Annotated in this window: 14 protein-coding genes; 9 read left to right on the forward strand and 5 right to left on the reverse strand. The window is 38.5% G+C overall.

The window, feature by feature from the left end; genetic code table 11:
• Positions 1 to 56: 56 nt before the first annotated feature.
• Positions 57 to 482 (reverse strand): hypothetical protein, encoded by a 426-nt coding sequence (locus tag ACM0OY_RS35675; protein ID WP_414573472.1) that lies wholly within the window; start codon positions 480 to 482, stop codon positions 57 to 59.
• Between the two features lie 259 nt (positions 483 to 741).
• Between ACM0OY_RS35675 and ACM0OY_RS35680 the strand changes: the two genes are divergently transcribed.
• Positions 742 to 3,990, forward strand: a complete 3,249-nt coding sequence (locus ACM0OY_RS35680; protein WP_414573473.1) for a PAS domain-containing protein — start codon at positions 742 to 744, stop codon at positions 3,988 to 3,990.
• A gap of 103 nt (positions 3,991 to 4,093) precedes the next feature.
• Here the strand turns inward: ACM0OY_RS35680 and ACM0OY_RS35685 are convergent, their stop codons facing one another.
• Entirely contained in the window at positions 4,094 to 4,324 is a 231-nt protein-coding gene (locus ACM0OY_RS35685) for a hypothetical protein (protein ID WP_414573474.1), read from the reverse strand.
• A 339-nt stretch (positions 4,325 to 4,663) separates the two neighbouring features.
• Between ACM0OY_RS35685 and ACM0OY_RS35690 the strand changes: the two genes are divergently transcribed.
• The 4 genes from ACM0OY_RS35690 (at position 4,664) to ACM0OY_RS35705 (ending at position 8,837) form a co-directional block, all read left to right on the forward strand.
• On the forward strand, positions 4,664 to 5,050 hold the full coding sequence (locus ACM0OY_RS35690) for a VOC family protein (protein WP_414573475.1): 387 nt from the start codon (positions 4,664 to 4,666) through the stop codon (positions 5,048 to 5,050).
• Positions 5,051 to 5,058: 8 nt separating this feature from the next.
• The gene (locus ACM0OY_RS35695; RefSeq protein ID WP_414573476.1) at positions 5,059 to 5,520 is read left to right on the forward strand and encodes a GNAT family N-acetyltransferase; all 462 of its coding nucleotides are present in this window, start codon (positions 5,059 to 5,061) and stop codon (positions 5,518 to 5,520) included.
• 498 nt (positions 5,521 to 6,018) lie between these two features.
• Positions 6,019 to 6,435 carry a hypothetical protein gene (locus ACM0OY_RS35700; protein ID WP_414573477.1) on the forward strand — a complete coding sequence of 139 codons (417 nt, stop codon included), beginning with the start codon at positions 6,019 to 6,021 and terminating at the stop codon, positions 6,433 to 6,435.
• A gap of 131 nt (positions 6,436 to 6,566) precedes the next feature.
• On the forward strand, positions 6,567 to 8,837 hold the full coding sequence (locus ACM0OY_RS35705; protein WP_414573478.1) for a hypothetical protein: 2,271 nt from the start codon (positions 6,567 to 6,569) through the stop codon (positions 8,835 to 8,837).
• Between the two features lie 19 nt (positions 8,838 to 8,856).
• Here ACM0OY_RS35705 and ACM0OY_RS35710 read toward each other — a convergent pair whose 3' ends face one another.
• Both ACM0OY_RS35710 and ACM0OY_RS35715 read right to left on the reverse strand, forming a co-directional pair.
• Positions 8,857 to 9,333: a hypothetical protein gene (locus ACM0OY_RS35710; protein ID WP_414573479.1), complete on the reverse strand. Its 477-nt coding sequence runs from the start codon at positions 9,331 to 9,333 to the stop codon at positions 8,857 to 8,859.
• Positions 9,334 to 9,845: 512 nt separating this feature from the next.
• The gene (locus ACM0OY_RS35715) at positions 9,846 to 10,922 is read right to left on the reverse strand and encodes a PIN/TRAM domain-containing protein (protein ID WP_414573480.1); all 1,077 of its coding nucleotides are present in this window, start codon (positions 10,920 to 10,922) and stop codon (positions 9,846 to 9,848) included.
• 251 nt (positions 10,923 to 11,173) lie between these two features.
• Between ACM0OY_RS35715 and hemW the strand changes: the two genes are divergently transcribed.
• Both hemW and ACM0OY_RS35725 read left to right on the forward strand, forming a co-directional pair.
• A complete protein-coding gene (gene hemW / locus ACM0OY_RS35720) occupies positions 11,174 to 12,343 on the forward strand; it encodes a radical SAM family heme chaperone HemW (RefSeq protein ID WP_414573481.1) in 1,170 nt (389 codons plus the stop codon).
• 126 nt (positions 12,344 to 12,469) lie between these two features.
• A complete protein-coding gene (locus tag ACM0OY_RS35725) occupies positions 12,470 to 13,360 on the forward strand; it encodes a sugar phosphate nucleotidyltransferase (protein ID WP_414573482.1) in 891 nt (296 codons plus the stop codon).
• Between the two features lie 2 nt (positions 13,361 to 13,362).
• On the opposite strand, the gene ACM0OY_RS35730 is transcribed toward ACM0OY_RS35725, so the two are convergent.
• Positions 13,363 to 14,316 (reverse strand): lysylphosphatidylglycerol synthase domain-containing protein, encoded by a 954-nt coding sequence (locus tag ACM0OY_RS35730; protein WP_414573483.1) that lies wholly within the window; start codon positions 14,314 to 14,316, stop codon positions 13,363 to 13,365.
• A 136-nt stretch (positions 14,317 to 14,452) separates the two neighbouring features.
• Here ACM0OY_RS35730 and ACM0OY_RS35735 point away from each other — a divergent pair, with 136 nt between their 5' ends.
• Both ACM0OY_RS35735 and ACM0OY_RS35740 read left to right on the forward strand, forming a co-directional pair.
• Positions 14,453 to 15,400, forward strand: a complete 948-nt coding sequence (locus ACM0OY_RS35735) for an alpha/beta hydrolase (RefSeq protein WP_414573484.1) — start codon at positions 14,453 to 14,455, stop codon at positions 15,398 to 15,400.
• Between the two features lie 400 nt (positions 15,401 to 15,800).
• Entirely contained in the window at positions 15,801 to 16,709 is a 909-nt protein-coding gene (locus ACM0OY_RS35740; RefSeq protein ID WP_414573485.1) for an alpha/beta hydrolase, read from the forward strand.
• Positions 16,710 to 16,783 lie beyond the last annotated feature (74 nt).

Consider the following 16,783-nt stretch of genomic DNA (forward strand, 5'->3'; position numbering starts at 1 on the left):
GTTCAAAGGTGGATGAATCCAGTTCAAAGGTGGATGAATCCAGTTCAAAGGTGGAATTAAATTGATTGAGGTTCTCTTTGAGAATAAAGGCGATCGCAATATACTGCCCAGGTAGAGGCAAATAAACCAGTGATAGAAGTAGCGATAACCGCTGCAATACCCCATCCTACTGGGCCAAGCCAATCTGCAATCTCGCAGGCGATGGCTGTAGTGGTTTTGCTAACGATATAAGCTGTACCTGTGGCAGCAAGGGTAACTAGACCTAACTCTGCCAGCATTTCCAAGATTCCCTTACTAGATAAATCCTCATGAAAATAGATTTTCCAGATAGTGGTGTACATAGCAACATCAGACGCCGTTAACACAATCTGTTTCGGAAGTTCTACGCCGGGGGTTGGGGCAGCTGAGGCAGTACCATTACCAATCGAGTAAGTGGCGATCGCTAAACCAGCTTCCAATCTTTTCTTGCCCAGATTACTCATGGTCTTATCTCCTGTAAGAGTTGCATTTACATCATCAACTTTGTAGAATCAGCTCCCTAACTAGGTTAACTGAATCTTTGGCAATGGGAGATGGGGAGATGGAGAGACGCGAGGACATGGGGACGCGGGGAAATGACTAATAACTAATAATTTCAGCCATATTTTGCTTTGAGATAGAAGAATTTGCCTTAAAATTTATGTAAGTCTCACGTACTGAATCTTATATTTATTCACTTTAAATTTCTTAAACTTTAATACAATGCCAGACGCGGAAAAGTCCCAAAACCAGCTGGCTAGTGACAAGCTGCTGTATCGGCAATTTAGTAAAAAATCAAATTATTCGTTAGTAGCCAATAAACAAGAGGGAATGATCCTTGTTTTACCTGATGGCAGAATTCAGGCTTGCAATACTGCTGTTGAGACCATTTTGGGAGTGGTAACCCAGCAGTTTGTGGGGCAAAATTTGCTCGATCCCAAATGGCAATTTATTGATGAAAATGGCTTGCCTTTGGTGTATGAAATTCACCCGGCAATGGTTGTTCTGAGGACGGGTAAACCTTGTTTGAATGTTGTGTGTGGCTTCTATAAGCCCAATGGTCAGCTAGTGTGGCTGTTATTATCTTCACAACCGCTATTTCAGGTTACAGCAACTACTCCCTACGCGATCGTCACAACTTTTTCGGATATTAGTGAATCTCAGCAGCTTGAAGTTGACGATAAATGTAGCTGTGTTGAAGATACTAAAAAAATTGAGCTAGAAGATTTTCGCCCACAGTGGGATAGTCAACGTCTGTTTCAACAAATTGCTGGCACTCTTCCAGGTATACTTTATATCTATGATGTAATCGAGCAGCGAAATTGTTACGTTAATTACGAAATTACTGAAGGTTGGGGCTACACACCAGAACAAATTCAAGCGATGGGAAGTGAGTTGTTTACCCAACTTCTACACCCTGAAGATTTAGCTAGACTCCCTAGCTATCTAGAAAAATTTAATTCTGCCGAACGGGGGGAAGTCCTGACTTTTGAATACCAAATTCGGCACGCCAATGGTGAATGGCGCTGGTTTTGTAGCTATGACACTGTGTACAGCAGAACTGCTGATGGATTAACACATCATCTTTTGGGAATCGCTTTCGATATTACAGACCGACGACGCACAGAAATTTCCCTGCGCCAAAGTAACGAAAGGTTTGAGCTAGCAGCAGCAGCAGTTAATTCTGTGATTTACGATTGGGAGATTGATAAAAATTGTGTGGAAAGAACTCAGGGTTTAACTGAGGTTTTTGGCTACACGCAACAAGAAGCTAAAGCTACTTTCGAGTGGTGGCAAGAACACATCCACCCTGATGACCAACAAATGGTCAATGACGAGTTCATCGCTAGCATGGCGAATGGAAACCGTTATAGCGTCAAATATCGGGCGCGTCACAAAGATGGTCGCTATTTGTGGGTACAAGACCAGGGGTTTGCTGTCCGGGATGCCAATGGTCTGCTAGTCAGGGTAGTTGGTGCAAGTACTGATATTACCGAACAGGAAGTTGCACTACACGATCGCCAGCAAGCTGAAACGAAGTTGCGGGAGAGTGAAGAACGGATTCGTTTAGCAACTACCGCTGCTGAAGTTGGTATGTGGTTTTTGAATCTGATCACCAACGAGTTAATTTGGACAGAGAAATGTAAGCAACTGTTTGGACTATCCCCAGAAACCGAAATTAGTTATCAGGTTTTCTTGAACTGTGTACATCCAGAAGACCGCCGATTGATTGAGGAAGCGATCGCCCGTTCTCTGGAAGAAAAAGTTGATTGTGAGGTTCAATATCGGTGCGTTTGGCCTGATGGCAGCATTCATTGGATTGATGCCAAAGGTCGCGTTTTTTATGATGCTGATGGGAAACCAGTCCGGTTAATGGGTACTGCCCAAGATATCACCCAGCGCAAACAAGCAGAAAATGATTTGCGTCAGCGCGAAACTCAACTAAGGCGGTTAGTTGATTCCAACATTATTGGCATTATATTCGCTACTCCTGACTACATTACTGAGGCGAACGAAGCTTTTTTAGAAATGATAGGTTATACGCGAGAGGAATTATTGGCAGGTAAGGTACGCAGACAAGACATCACCCCACCTGAATATCATGCTCTCGATCGCCAGGGCATAGAGCAACTTTTAACCGTTGGCGTATGTAATGCTTACGAAAAAGAATATATCCGCAAAGATGGTTCCCGCATTCCCATATTAATTGGTGGTGCTTTGGTAGAGCGATCGCCGATGTCATGGATTTGTTTTATTCTTGACCTCACCCCCAGAAAGCAATTAGAAAAAGCACTCAGACAACAAGCAGAGGAACTCAAACAAGCAAACCGCAATAAAGATGAGTTTCTGGCCATTCTTTCCCACGAATTGCGATCGCCTCTCAACCCGATTCTGGGGTGGTCATCTCTACTCAGAAGTCGCAAATTTGATGAAGATACTACCAATCGTGCCTTAGAGACCATCGAAAGAAATACTCAATTACAAATTCAATTAATTGATGAATTGCTGGATGTCTCCCGAATTATTCGCGGTAAACTAAATTTGACTTTTGCCCCTGTCAATCCAGTAGCTGTAATTGAGGCTGCATTGGAAACAGTCCGGTTAATCGCCCAAACCAAATCCATCCAAATAAAAACCCAGTTTGACCCGAATGTAAGTAAAGTCTCTGGTGATTTTTATCGCTTACAGCAAATTGTGGGAAATTTACTCTCCAACGCAGTCAAATTTACTCCTGATCGTGGAACAGTAGAAGTTAGCCTTTCATTAAGTCATGATTTGACTTCTGACTGGGCAATAATTCAGGTCAAAGATACAGGTCAAGGTATTTCACCCGAATTCCTACCCCACGTGTTTGAATATTTTCGGCAAGCCGATAGCAGCACAACCAGGAAATTTGGTGGGCTGGGACTGGGATTAGCAATCGTTCGCCACCTAGTGGAGTTGCATGGTGGAAGTGCCATGGCCGATAGTCCAGGAATTGGACAGGGGTCTATTTTTACCGTCAGACTACCTGTGATGAAAGAAACTGGGGGAGCAAGGGAAGCAGGGGGAGTAGCGGGAGCAAGAGAAAAATTTAACTTTTCAATGCTGAATGGACTACGGATATTAATTGTTGATGATGATGCTGATACTAGGGAGTTTGTGTCTTTCTTGCTACAACAAAATGGAGCGGTGATCGCTGTTGCTGCATCGGCAACAGAAGCCCTAGTTGCCATCGCACAGAATGTACCTGATTTATTAATCAGCGATTTAGCAATGCCTGAAATCGATGGCTATGGTTTGATGAAGCAAATCAGAGCAATGCCAAAAGACCAGGGTGGAGAAATTCCGGCGATCGCTCTGACGGCTTATGTTGGAGAAAGCGATCGAAACCGAGTTTTGGCAGCTGGCTTTGAAAAACACGTTGCCAAACCAGTACAACCAGTTGAACTACTGACCTCAATTGCAGATTTGCTCAAGCAAAAATTGTAATCAGCTGTTCCACATCTAGCTTGCATATCTAAATTTGATAAAAGTCTTGTGGGGTAGGCATCTTGCCCGCCCTAATTATGCAATTTAAATGTGCAGCAGCTTATTACATACTATCTTTTTCTGCATTCCCAGCCTCTGGCTCTTGATCTGGGCGTTCTGTGGCAGGAGGATAATCAACAAATTCTTGGGTTCTGGTGGTATTTGTAGTAACACCTTCTAGCAAAACGTCTTCAGGGTCAACTGATTTGTCCGCAGCAGAACCATTAATCTGACCTGGTGCGTTAACGTTGGGTTTATCAGAAGTACCTTTATGACTTGCATGACCGCTTGGCATAGCTATTTCCTCAAATATCGAAAGGTAAATCAAATCTCCCTTCAGCCTAAACTCGTTGGTTATCAGCAATACACTATCAGAAGGCTTAAATCTTAATCGGCTCAACTATGACCAAGAAAGATTTATATCATGTCTGGGTAATTAGTTATGATGCCTATATTCCCGCATGGGTTCGTAAAAGCCCCACATCAAGATACTTTCTGCCTGTTCCCTGCTATATTTGTCAAGTTAAACTTTAGTTTCAAGGCAAGCGAAGCTAGGCAAACTTCTGCCACAGTCTACTAGTAAAGTTTTGCTAAAAGTGCTACATGTAAATGATTAGTAGCTTGAGAAATACACATGAAAATCGCTGGTATTCATCATGTAGCGATAATTTGTTCTGACTACGATCGCTCGAAAAAATTTTATGTCGAAACTTTAGGTTTTTCAATTATTGCAGAGACTTTTCGTACCGAAAGAAATTCTTATAAATTAGATTTACAAGTTGGAGAAAATGCTCAAATAGAGTTATTCTCCTTCCCAAACCCTCCACAACGATTTAGCCGTCCAGAGGCTTGTGGCTTAAGGCATTTGGCTTTTAAAGTTGATGATGTTGAGCAAAGTATTAATTACTTAAAATCCCAAGGTGTGGAAACAGAAGATATCAGAATTGACGAACTGACAGGTAAGAAATTTGCTTTTTTCAAAGACCCAGATAATTTGCCGTTAGAGATTTATGAAAGTTGAGGTTCACTATGCTCATCAGGGAATATAGAGTATCTGATACCAAAGCAATCATGAAATTGTTTCACGATACAATTCATCAAATCAATATTGGCGACTATAGTCAAGAACAAGTCGATGCTTGGGCACCAAAAAATATGGATTATGAAGTTTGGCACAAAAGATTACAAGCCAAGCTTCCTTACATTGCTGAAGATAATGGTGAGATAGTTGGGTTTGGAGAATTAGAAGCAGATGGTCACATTGATTGTTTTTATTGTCATAGCAAATACCAAAGAAAAGGTATTGGCTCAAAACTCTTAAATCATCTAGAAAATACCGCAAAATCACAAGGAATTAAACGGCTGTATACAGAAGCGAGTATTACTGCAAAGCCATTTTTTGAAAATAAGGGATTTAATGTAGTCAAGGAACAGCAAGTAGAACGGCGAGGAGTTTGGTTTAAAAACTATGTAATGGAAAAATATTTGTAAATTTGTAGTAAGAAAATAGTCGTTTTTCGATAAGTGATTATTTTTGATTATCATAAACAATACTGGATTTTTTAATTAATAAAATTTTGATACTAATTTAAAATATTTATTTTTAAGATAACTAATAGCAATTGGAAAAAATAATGCTACAAATAGACCATTTGTAGAGACGCGATGAATCGCGTCTTAACCCAAAGATGTGTTGTAATTATTAATTGGATTAATATAAATTTTTAGACATAATTACATAACTTTTGTCTGAAAAGTTGATTAGTTGATGTTGCAATTTATCAGAGCATACTCCATAATAAAAATGACTATTGAGCTATTTACAAGTTCGCTGTCTGCCGACTTGTTTTTTATTTTTATCAACCCCAAATAAGACTAAGACCGTAGTCTTAGGCAAAAAATATAACGTACTACTATGGATAATAATTATGTCATTCAGGTTCTGAATTCTTATTTTATTGAGCAGACTTTAGATTATGCTGGCTATTTATGTCAAACCTGATAAAAATTATTTTGCTCTGTAAATTAATTGCTATTAATCGACATATTAACCTAGCTGTACTAATTATAATAATATTAATAAATAATTTAATATCCAATAAAGTAGAAGCAAAAAACAATCCAAGCAAAAGTTTAATAAAATATTTAAATTCCCCTGCATCTAATAGAAAAATAGCACTTGAATATGATTCCAAAAAATCTGCTAAAGACAAATTAAAAAATGTAGTTATTACACAAGTATTTACTCAAATTCCAACTAACGTTTTACCAACTATTAATCCCAGTCTACCAGAACTAATCTATCCCTTCCAATCACCAGAGTCTAGTCTTGAGCAAAATAATACCATAGACCCAATTACTCCAAATCAGCAAAACGGCAATCCAGTTTTGAAAAAAAAACTTTAGAGTTATTGATATTTAATTCCTTAACTAATAGTGCTAATAAATATCCTTGGATAATTAATCCTACAGATAACTTTACTTTTTCACCTGCAAATTTTAATCCTCTTCAAGGTGAAAACTATACTGATTTTATTGTGAAATCTGCTAGAGATGAACCAATAGTTAATCGTTTTACCTTTGCAAATTTTCCTAGTGAAGATCAATTGTATTGGTTACTACCTGGTAATCGTATTGTCCTGGAGACTCAAGGATGGCAAGGTGGAATTTTGAACCAAGGGCAATCAACAGAAATTGAAAACAGACAATCGATTAGGTTAACTCAGAAACTTTGGGGAATGCAAGCAGTTTCGTCTATTCCTCAATCATTTAAACAACTAACAGGAGAAATTGATAATAACCAATTGTCCATTCAATCCATTGGAGCTGAGGTTATTAATCCGCCGGGTTCTCCCACACCTAAAATTACGATCAATAGTGGAGATAGTAATTCTTTAATTTCCAACATTGGGACTGCTTCAACCTACAATCCTAAAGGTGGTGGTTCTTTATTTAGATTTTTAGATGCAGATAATACTCCTTTAATTCTACAATCATTTCCTACTAGTAATTTACAACCATTATTAGAAGCTGGAAACATCACTCTAGGCACAATAATTTCCCAAGAAACTTTAGAAAAAATCGGGTTTTATTGGGGTAATCCTTTAACAGATCAAAAAACTCGATTTCAACCTAAAATAACATCTCTACCAGGTATAAAAATTGGTCAAGGAAGTAAATTTGATAATTCGGATTTGCTAAATTTATTGATAAATCCTTTTATTAGTGAAAGACAACGTGATTTGTCTTATCTAAATTCGTTATATTGGGTTCCTTTAGGTGAAAAAAAAACTACTATTGGAGTGAGTAATAAACAAGATGACTATGACTGGCAGAGAGTTTACTTTAGTCGCTCTCATAATCGAACTCTATTACAATACGATCCTGTAAAAATTCAGGCAACTTATACTAATGTTTTTAGCAATCCTGGTATTTCCCTATCTTTATCAGTCAATGAACTAAAAATAGATGAATTACAAACTGCTAATACGACACTAGGAACGCTGATGGGAGGACTTTTTGAGTTAATTCATCCTCCACAGCTAGAACAAAGTTTGCAGGAAGCTAAAAAGCGATTATCTCAACAAGAGAATTTTGCTGCTTTAAATACAAAATCGACACCAGAGCAAATCAGAAAACTTAACCAATTACTCAACAGAACACTTTTATTAGGTAATCGCATCAGTAGCTTAGAACAGGTTTCTGGAACATTCACCTTCCCAAGTAAAATTACACTTAATAATTCTAGTATTTTACAAATCCGCAGCGGAAATCATCAGCGAGTAGTTCAGTTTATAGATGGAAATCGTACTTGGAGACAAAATAGTGAAACCTTTATTTCTAAAGCAGACCTTTCCAATAATAGTTTTGGACCTTTGACATTTATTGGTGTACCTGTTCCTTTAGAACAAACATCTATTCGTCCCAAAAACCGTTCATCAGCTGCACAAGTAACTTTAACTAATGCTGATGGCAAGAAGTTTGTGCAAAACTGGAGTTCAGCGGATATGACACAGGTGCCAATGAATATTCGTTCCTTTGGTCTGGCTTTTGACAATATTGAATTAAGTCAAATTGGCCAAATAATTACTCAATTGCAGGCCTTTAATGGATATCTATCTTTACCGACACTAGAATTTTTATGGGCGGGTTCTTCAGGTGACTGGAATTACAGTATGAATTCAGGTGTCTGGTTTAACTTGAATGGAGACTCTGCATTTAATGTTACAAATAATAATTTGGGGCTTTGGGAGCCAACATTGGGTATTTATGTTAATGGCGGATTAACTTATATAAATACCCATGCAAAATTTGATGCTGATGGAAAAATTCAAGCAATTACTAGCCACATTCCGGCTTTACGCTTTTCTTGGAATAGTGCAGCAAATTCCCAAAATCCTGCTTATTTAAATCTGAGCTACTTTTTTTCTCATCAAGATAAGAATTTAAACTATTCTTTGGCTCCAGCGCTTATATTTATTGAAAATAAAGGCAATTTGAGACCAGCAGGATTTTTACAAGGTAATTTATTACTACATACAGGTTTAGAGTTCAATAGTTTTGTAGAATTCAGTGATAAATTTTTTTTCACATTAGAAGGAATTCAAAGGATAAATCAAAATTGGTCTTTTGGAGCTTATGTGCAAAATTTTAGAGATATTAATCAAGGTATAAAGACTCGCACTAATGATTTATCCTATGGGTTATTAATTAAGCATGGTTCTTCTAGTGGTACTTTTTGGGAATCTCGCCTTGGTATGAGTGGAGATAACTTTGAAGTTCGTTTTGAAGGAGGTTGGCGATTTTAACTTATACTTGGACATCGTATTAAAGTAGACCGGGACTAGCAGCTCTGATAATTGCTGTATATTCATCCAGTGTCAGGTTACCGTACCTTAATCTATCAGCTACAACTGACAGAACATCATCTTCCCCATATGATTCTGGGATTGGTAGTGTCGGCCCGCCAAAAAGCACTATCGTTGGGATTGACACATGAGTAATGGGGTCCATATATATAGATCCTGTAACTATGTACGTACCGTTACCATCAACTCCTGCTAAATAAGTCCCTTCCGGAGAAACTTTTTGGGCAGCAATAGAGGTGATGTAAGCACTAGGAGTAATATATGTTATTACACCCGAAAATCCACCTTGTTCTACTGTAAAGGTAGGTACTGGTGGTATTGTTACTGCATCTTGTGCTAATGCTGGAGTAAATTTAAAAGTCGCAAAGCTAATAAAACTCGTAAGACAGAGACTAGCTCTTAAAATAATACCAGCATATTGGGAAAGTAAATTCATCTTAGGAAATCCTTGATTTTTAGGACTTAATGTTTTTGCTGGATGTGGTTTCTGCAACTTATAAAAATTGGATTTTATAAATAGCTCTCAAGCTCTAACAATTATCTGTGATCATATTATGAAATTTCAATACAACCATTGAAATTTAAAAGACATAAAACATCAATTTTTTAACTGGTTTTGGAAAAATATAGACTTAATTGTAGCTGTGGTTGAATGCCTAAATAATGATATAAAATCTGGATATAGAACTAGTATTTGATTTTTGAAATTACTCGTAGAGGCAGGGAACAGGCAATAGGCAATAGGCAATAGTGAAGAAGGGTATTATTAAAGTAGCAATACTTCTGTTAACAAGTGGTCATGAGCGATCGCCATACTATACGTGATTAAAAAATCTCAGAGTTAGAGAACAGGTCTTAGAGTTAAATATTTCGTTGGTCAAATAAATAATCGGTGCAGTCAAGCTGCACCGATCGCTAAATTTCACTTGAATTGAACATCCCATTCTTTCACGCTAATGCTGAAGCTTGGGGTTTAGCAAAAATCATCCGTCCTGCTGTGGTTTGCAAAGCACTGGTGACTACTACCCGCAGTTCACCACCCACATAACTACTACCTTCTTCAACGACTACCATTGTGCCATCATCTAGGTAGCCAATGCCTTGACTTGGTTCTTTACCTTCTTTGAGAATCTTCAAATCTAGATTGTCGCCAGGTAAATAACTGGGACGGACGGCGTTCACCAAATCATTGACATTTAAAACAGGTACTTTCTGAACGCTGGCAACTTTAGATAAGTTGTAGTCATTGGTTAGCAGTGTACCGCTGATTTCTTGGGCAAAACGGACTAATTTAGCATCAACTGTGGCAATATCTTCGTAATCCACTGGGTTGATGAGGATGCGATCGGGGTAAGTTTCTTTAATGCGGTTGAGAATTTCTAGTCCTCGCCTTCCCCGCACCCGCTTTTGGTCTTTGCTAGCATCAGCTACTTGTTGGAGTTCTTGCAAGACAAACTGCGGTACGAGAATTTGTCCTTCCAGAAAGCCTGTTTCTAGTAGTGCTTCAATGCGACCATCAATAATGCAGCTAGTATCTAAAACTTTAGTATTGGCGGGTTTTAGCGTGCCTTCCACAACCATCGATTCTACAGTGCTGGGATTAATAAACCGCAATAAGCCTCGTCCGTGAGTATCTGCTAAATTCATGCCAGTGACAGCAAGGATAATGCTGCCAACAACTGCCACCAATGGCTTAATAAATCCGAAATCGGCGGGGATGGGTAACAAAAATAACGGTGCTAGCATGAGGTTCGCTAGCAATAGCCCAATCACTAAACCAATGGCACGAGTTAAGATCACTTCTAGAGGCATTTCTTTGACTTGTGACTCTAGGCGACGATATGTCGTCTGGAAACTTAACCCGATCGCACCACCAATAATGGCAGCAAAAACGGCAATAATTAAACGTAAAGCTTCGACATTTGTTACCTTATCTAAGGTGCCATTAGGTAGTAGTTCTATACTGTAGAACCCTATCCCCGATGCTGCCAGGATAAATGAAAAAATGATAATGGCGTCAAGCATGGTTATCTTGTTTTCCTACAACTGTGTTAACCGATAAAGTTAAGTATTTTTTATTTCATCGGTAAGTAGAGACTATCAATATTGACTTACACTAAGGGTTTAGGCAAACAATATCTGCAATTATTATAACCAAAGGGTTTTATCTTCATATTTTTCATTGTTTCGTTGTAAAACGATAAAAAATTGTAAACAAACTACTTATTTTCACGTTATCTAATTCGCAATTAGGCTAACTTATATTCTTTCTTAAAATGAGTCAAAAATTTGATGTTTCTGGAATTGTGAGTTCTGCTTATGTACATATTCCCTTTTGCAGACGGCGGTGTTTTTATTGTGATTTCCCGGTGTCTGTTGTCGGCGATCGCTTGCGGGGCGAAACATCTGGTACTATCTCCCAATATGTTGACGTGCTATGTCAAGAAATCGCCATCACGCCAGCATTTGGTCAACCCCTAAAGACAATTTTCTTCGGTGGTGGTACTCCTTCGCTGCTATCAATAAACCAGTTACAACGTATATTGACACAGCTAGAGCAACGTTTTGGTATCGCTTCTGGAGTAGAAATTTCAATGGAAATGGACCCAGCTACCTTTAATTTAGAACATTTAGCAGGTTATCGTAGTGCAGGCGTCAACCGCATCAGTTTGGGCGTACAAGCCTTTAGTCAAGAATTATTGCAAGTTGCGGGGCGATCGCACTCGGTTGATGATATTTTTGTAGCTATAGATTTAATCCACCAAGTCGAGATTCCCGAATTTAGCTTAGACTTAATTTCTGGGTTGCCGCATCAGTCTTTGGAGCGATGGCGGGATTCTTTAAACAAAGCGGTGGCAGTTTTACCCACTCACATATCTATCTACGATCTTACCATCGAACCAGGTACAGCCTTTGGACGTTACTACAAACCGGGTGACAGTCCTTTGCCGACGGATGAAACTACAGTCAAAATGTACGAAATGGCGCAGCGGGTTTTGACTGATGCAGGTTATGAACATTACGAAATTTCTAATTATGCTCAGCCTGGTCATCAATGTCGGCATAATCGAGTGTATTGGGAAAACCGCCCTTATTATGGTTTTGGCATGGGTGCGGCGAGTTATATTCAGGGAAAACGCTTCACTCGTCCGCGTAAAACTAAAGAATACTACCAATGGGTGCAAGCTGGTGCTGCGATTGATTGTCAAGTGACTCCCCCAAAGGAAGTATTGTTAGAAACATTAATGTTGGGGTTGCGTTTAGCGGAGGGTGTAAATTTGGCAGCATTTGGGCAAGAGAAGGTAGAAGAAATTTGTCGGTATTTGCGATCGTATTTTGATAAAGGCTGGGTGGAAGTTGCAGGAGAAAGGTTGCGTTTGACCGATCCCCAAGGATTTTTGTTTTCTAATGTGGTTTTAGCAGAGTTATTTGAAAAATTGGGGTAATGAAATACATAGTAAGGAGTAGAGACGCGATTAATCGCGTCTACAAGAGTAAGAAGTTATTCTCCTTGTCCCCCTTGTCTCCTTTGCCCCTCCAGCTCACACTCCCCTAAAAAAAACTAATTATTTATGCAAAAAGATCGAGTTAAAAAAGCTGTGATTCCAGTAGCCGGTTTTGGGACTCGTTTGTTTCCAGCTACGAAAGTTATTAAAAAAGAACTTTTCCCAATTATCGATGGAGATGGTAGGGCAAAACCTGTGATTCTGGCAATTATTGAAGAGGCGATTAGTGCTGGAATTACAGAAGTGGGAATAGTCGTACAGCCAGATGACAAAGAAATATTTGAAAACTTATTAAAAAAACCACCCAAAAAAGAACTTTTAGCTAAACTTTCACCAGAAAATCAAGAATATAGCCGATATTTACAAGATTTAGGTAGCAAAATTACTATCTTATTGCAAGAGGAGCAATTAGGCTACGGTCATGCGGTATTTTGCGCTAAGGATTGGGTGGAAAATGAGCCATTTCTGTTAATGTTGGGCGACCATATTTATGCATCTAATTCGGAAAAACCTTGTGCTAGTCAAGTTTTAGATGTTTACGAACAAGTTAATCAAAGTATTGTTAGCTTAACTGCAATGTCCGCAGAAATTATTCATAAAGCAGGGTGTGTAACAGGAGTTTGGCATGAGTTCAACTCGATTCTCAAAGTTACGCAACTGTATGAAAAACCGACAATTGAATACGCACAAAGTAATTTGCGGGTCGAAGGTATGCCAGAAAATCAGTTTTTATGTATATTTGGCTTATATTTATTGACACCAAAAATTTTTGATTTTCTAGCAGAACATATTAATCAAAATTTCCGAGAAAGAGGTGAATTTCAGTTAACATCCTGTTTAGAGAGGTTACGCCAGGAAGAAGGAATGACAGGATATGTTGTTAAAGGTAAGTGTTTTGATACAGGTCTACCAGATACTTATCGCCAAACAATGATTGATTTTAAAAATGTTTTATAAGCTCACAATTTATTGATATGTTTTCCCAAATCAGTTCTAAAATTCATTTCATATATTCCCAGCAACCCTGCTGCAAGTAGCAAAGGTAAAAAATAGTATACTCCGCGATAAGCTAACAGTGAACCCAGAACTGCTACTGCCGAAATTTTGGATGAGAGAAACAGCAATACTACAGTTTCAAAGACACCCAAACCGCCAGGAATATTACTAACAACACCTGCAAACATTGCTAGTAAATAAATTGCTAATAAGTCTAGATAAGACAAGGATGTATTACTAGGAAGTAGCACATAAAGAACTGCCGCAGCCAAAATCCAGTCAAGGCTAGAAATTGCAATTTGAGCTAGGGATATTGGCAGGGGAGGAAAGCGAAATTCTTGCTGATGAATAATTAATGGTTGTTTAATTAAAATACTTCCCAACAAGTATATAGTAATCAACAATAGAAAAATTATCCCGATGGGACGTACTGTTGTAAAAGGCAAATGGAGTTGTGTAGGAATTGTTAAAGGGTTGGTAATAAATGTTAATCCAGCAATGGCAAACATTCCCAGCCAAAAAGTGAAATTAGCGAAAGCAATAATTTGAGCGATCGCCACTGCTGACATTCCCCAATTAGCATAAAATCGATAACGGATAGCACTACCAGTTAGTAAAGCAAAACCTATCGTATTGCTAAATGTAGAGCTAATAAAGTTAGTGAAAGCTATCTTATTCCAGCTTAGGGAACGATTAATGTAGTTAAAACCCAAAATATCATAGCCAATCATCACTAGATAGCCAAAAGCTGTCAGCCAAATTCCCCAGCTTAAGCGAGTTTTAGGAATTGCTGCTAAAGAGTTGAGGATATCACGATAATTATACTCATGTAATTCGTGAGCGATCGCCCATGAAGAAAGCAGCAGCAACAACAAGCCAAACAAAGAACTGAAATTAATTCGCGGCTTTTTGCACATCCTCAAGAAATTTATCCTAACTCTTGATTTTTAACTTACAACCAGTCGTACAGTTTCCATCGTGTTGACACAACATTGACAAATTACTTGCGTAAACTTTTGATTGCTAGCACTAACTGTCCAATGTCCTTTAAAGATGAACTACGAAAAATCAAAAATGTTCTTGCTACTTTCAGTATTAACCCTAGTTAGCTGTAATTTATCCCAAAGTGTCGTCGCCAAACCACCGCAACAACAAAACTTACAAACAACGCCTTCCTCTCTTCCATCACAGCCGAATGCTAGCAACTTGGCTACTCCCCTCAGCTATAAAATTGAAACTTACGATAGTCAAGTTATGGGTGCAAATCGTACCTATGGCGTTTCTTTACCCCCTGACTATGAACAAAACCCAAAACGCAGCTATCCTGTAATTTTTCTTCTCCACGGTGGACATGGTAATGCTACAGATTGGTTTGTTCCAAATAAGGGGCAAGCTCTCAAAACTGTCAAACAACTTTATACTACAGGTAAGTTACCGCCGAGCATAATTATTACACCAGATGGTAACGACAAACGCGGCTCTAGTCCCTACCGAGATCCTGAATATATCGATGGTCCAAACGGTAAAGTCTCCACAGCCTTGGGAGATGAATTAGTAAAAGTTGTACAAAGTCGTTATCGTACACTTAAAAATCCAGATTTTTGGGCAATAGGTGGTTTATCTTCTGGTGGCTGGGGTGCAGTTAATGGTGCAGTTAATGTGGGATTACACAATCTGAATCATTTCTCAGTTTTATTTAGTCATAGTGGTTATTTTCAAGATAAAAGCGGGCCGACAAATAGCCCAATAATTTATATCAAAACTATTCCGCTACAAGCCCAAAAAAGGTTGAGAATCTACCTCGATTCAGGTAGGTCAGATATTCAAGAAATTGAGGAAGCTAAACAATTTACTAAAGTACTGAACAAACTAAAAATTTATTATCTATTTCGTGAGTTTCCTGGCAGTCATACTTGGCAATATTGGCGGGAACATTTAATCGATTCTTTGACATTTGTAGGCGAACAATTCAGATTTTCAGAGATTAGGAATGGGAAATAGGGAGTAGGGAAAACAAATTTTAATTGCTCCTGGGATCGTAATTCATCGATGCCATTGGCATAGCGTTAATGGAAGACATGGAAAGACTAAAACAACTGCTTTCTTTCCAAAGACCTAGTTTGATACTCCATGCGGTAGAAGTTGCCTTAGCTTCTCTTTGCCAGCATGTAGAGGAGTTTGTGTAGAACAAATTAATCCGTACACCTGGAAAAGATTGATTCCCTACTCTCTAGTACCGCCGTGAAATCAAAAGTATTATGCAATAGGCTTTTTAGGGATTTTAAATGCTTACAACTAGTCGTAAAGTTTCCATTGTGTTGACACAAGATTGATATATGAATTGGCTAAGCTTTTGAAATAAAGGACTAGTACTGCTAGGGAAAATTTCAAAAAATTCTATATGAAGATTCCTAAATTTTTAATTAGCTTGGTAGGAGCGATCGCACTCCTCACCACCGTTGCTTATTATTATGTATTTATCTTAGCTGCGCCACAACTAGACCCGCCCGAAGAAGAAGCAAATACTGGGCTAAAGTTTCTATTAGCAAGCTTCTACTCTCAAGCGATGGGCGCAGTCCGCAACTATGGCGTAATTTTACCTCCTAACTATAATAAAAATCAGCAAAAGCACTACCCCGTGATATTCTTATTACATGGAGGGCATGATAATGCTCGCGCTTTTGCTGATAAATATGCAATTTTAGATGTGTTGCATGAACTTTATCAAACTAAAAAATTACCGCCATCGATTGTAATTACACCTGATGGTAATGATAATCGCGGTTCGAGTCCTTTGTACGATCCTGATTATTTTGATGGGCCAAATGGCAAAATCGGAACTTTAATTGGTTCGGAATTAGTACAAGTTGTCAAGTCACGCTACCGTACTTTACAAGAACCGCAATTTTGGGCGCTTGGAGGTATATCTTCTGGGGGATGGGGAGCTTTTAATATAGGGTTACGCTATCTCAACAACTTCCATATTTTGTTTAGCCATAGCGGTTACTTTACTGATAGTAGCGGTTCACAAAATAGTCCTCAAAAAATTGTGCAACAGCTATCACCTCAAGATAGAAAGCAATTGCGTGTTTACCTAGATGCGGGTGTAAATGATATTGATTTACTAGCTTCTACCAAAGCCTTCAATGAAACCTTAAATAAGTTAGGCATTGTTCATGTATTTCATGCTTTTCCTGGAGGTCATGGTTTATCTGGTGCGAATGTCGGCTGGAACTACTTCCACAAACATCTCAAAAATTCCCTTTCCTATGTAGGAGAACAGTTTAAAAAAGTCGGTATTACCAGTTAAGAATTTTAAGCCAAAAACCAATGACTAATGACTAATGACTAATGACTAATGACTAATGACTAATGACTAATGAC

The organism is Nostoc sp. CCY 9925 (genome assembly GCF_963920935.1).
In the GTDB taxonomy this organism is placed as follows: Bacteria; Cyanobacteriota; Cyanobacteriia; order Cyanobacteriales; family Nostocaceae; genus Nostoc.

Coding starts and splice junctions, on each gene's coding strand:
- ACM0OY_RS35675 (WP_414573472.1), bottom strand. CDS start 482: ATGAGTAATCTGGGCAAGAAAAGATTGGAAGCTGGTTTAGCGATCGCC.
- ACM0OY_RS35680 (WP_414573473.1), top strand. CDS start 742: ATGCCAGACGCGGAAAAGTCCCAAAACCAGCTGGCTAGTGACAAGCTG.
- ACM0OY_RS35685 (WP_414573474.1), bottom strand. CDS start 4,324: ATGCCAAGCGGTCATGCAAGTCATAAAGGTACTTCTGATAAACCCAAC.
- ACM0OY_RS35690 (WP_414573475.1), top strand. CDS start 4,664: ATGAAAATCGCTGGTATTCATCATGTAGCGATAATTTGTTCTGACTAC.
- ACM0OY_RS35695 (WP_414573476.1), top strand. CDS start 5,059: ATGCTCATCAGGGAATATAGAGTATCTGATACCAAAGCAATCATGAAA.
- ACM0OY_RS35700 (WP_414573477.1), top strand. CDS start 6,019: ATGTCAAACCTGATAAAAATTATTTTGCTCTGTAAATTAATTGCTATT.
- ACM0OY_RS35710 (WP_414573479.1), bottom strand. CDS start 9,333: ATGAATTTACTTTCCCAATATGCTGGTATTATTTTAAGAGCTAGTCTC.
- ACM0OY_RS35715 (WP_414573480.1), bottom strand. CDS start 10,922: ATGCTTGACGCCATTATCATTTTTTCATTTATCCTGGCAGCATCGGGG.
- hemW (WP_414573481.1), top strand. CDS start 11,174: ATGAGTCAAAAATTTGATGTTTCTGGAATTGTGAGTTCTGCTTATGTA.
- ACM0OY_RS35725 (WP_414573482.1), top strand. CDS start 12,470: ATGCAAAAAGATCGAGTTAAAAAAGCTGTGATTCCAGTAGCCGGTTTT.
- ACM0OY_RS35730 (WP_414573483.1), bottom strand. CDS start 14,316: ATGTGCAAAAAGCCGCGAATTAATTTCAGTTCTTTGTTTGGCTTGTTG.
- ACM0OY_RS35735 (WP_414573484.1), top strand. CDS start 14,453: ATGAACTACGAAAAATCAAAAATGTTCTTGCTACTTTCAGTATTAACC.
- ACM0OY_RS35740 (WP_414573485.1), top strand. CDS start 15,801: ATGAAGATTCCTAAATTTTTAATTAGCTTGGTAGGAGCGATCGCACTC.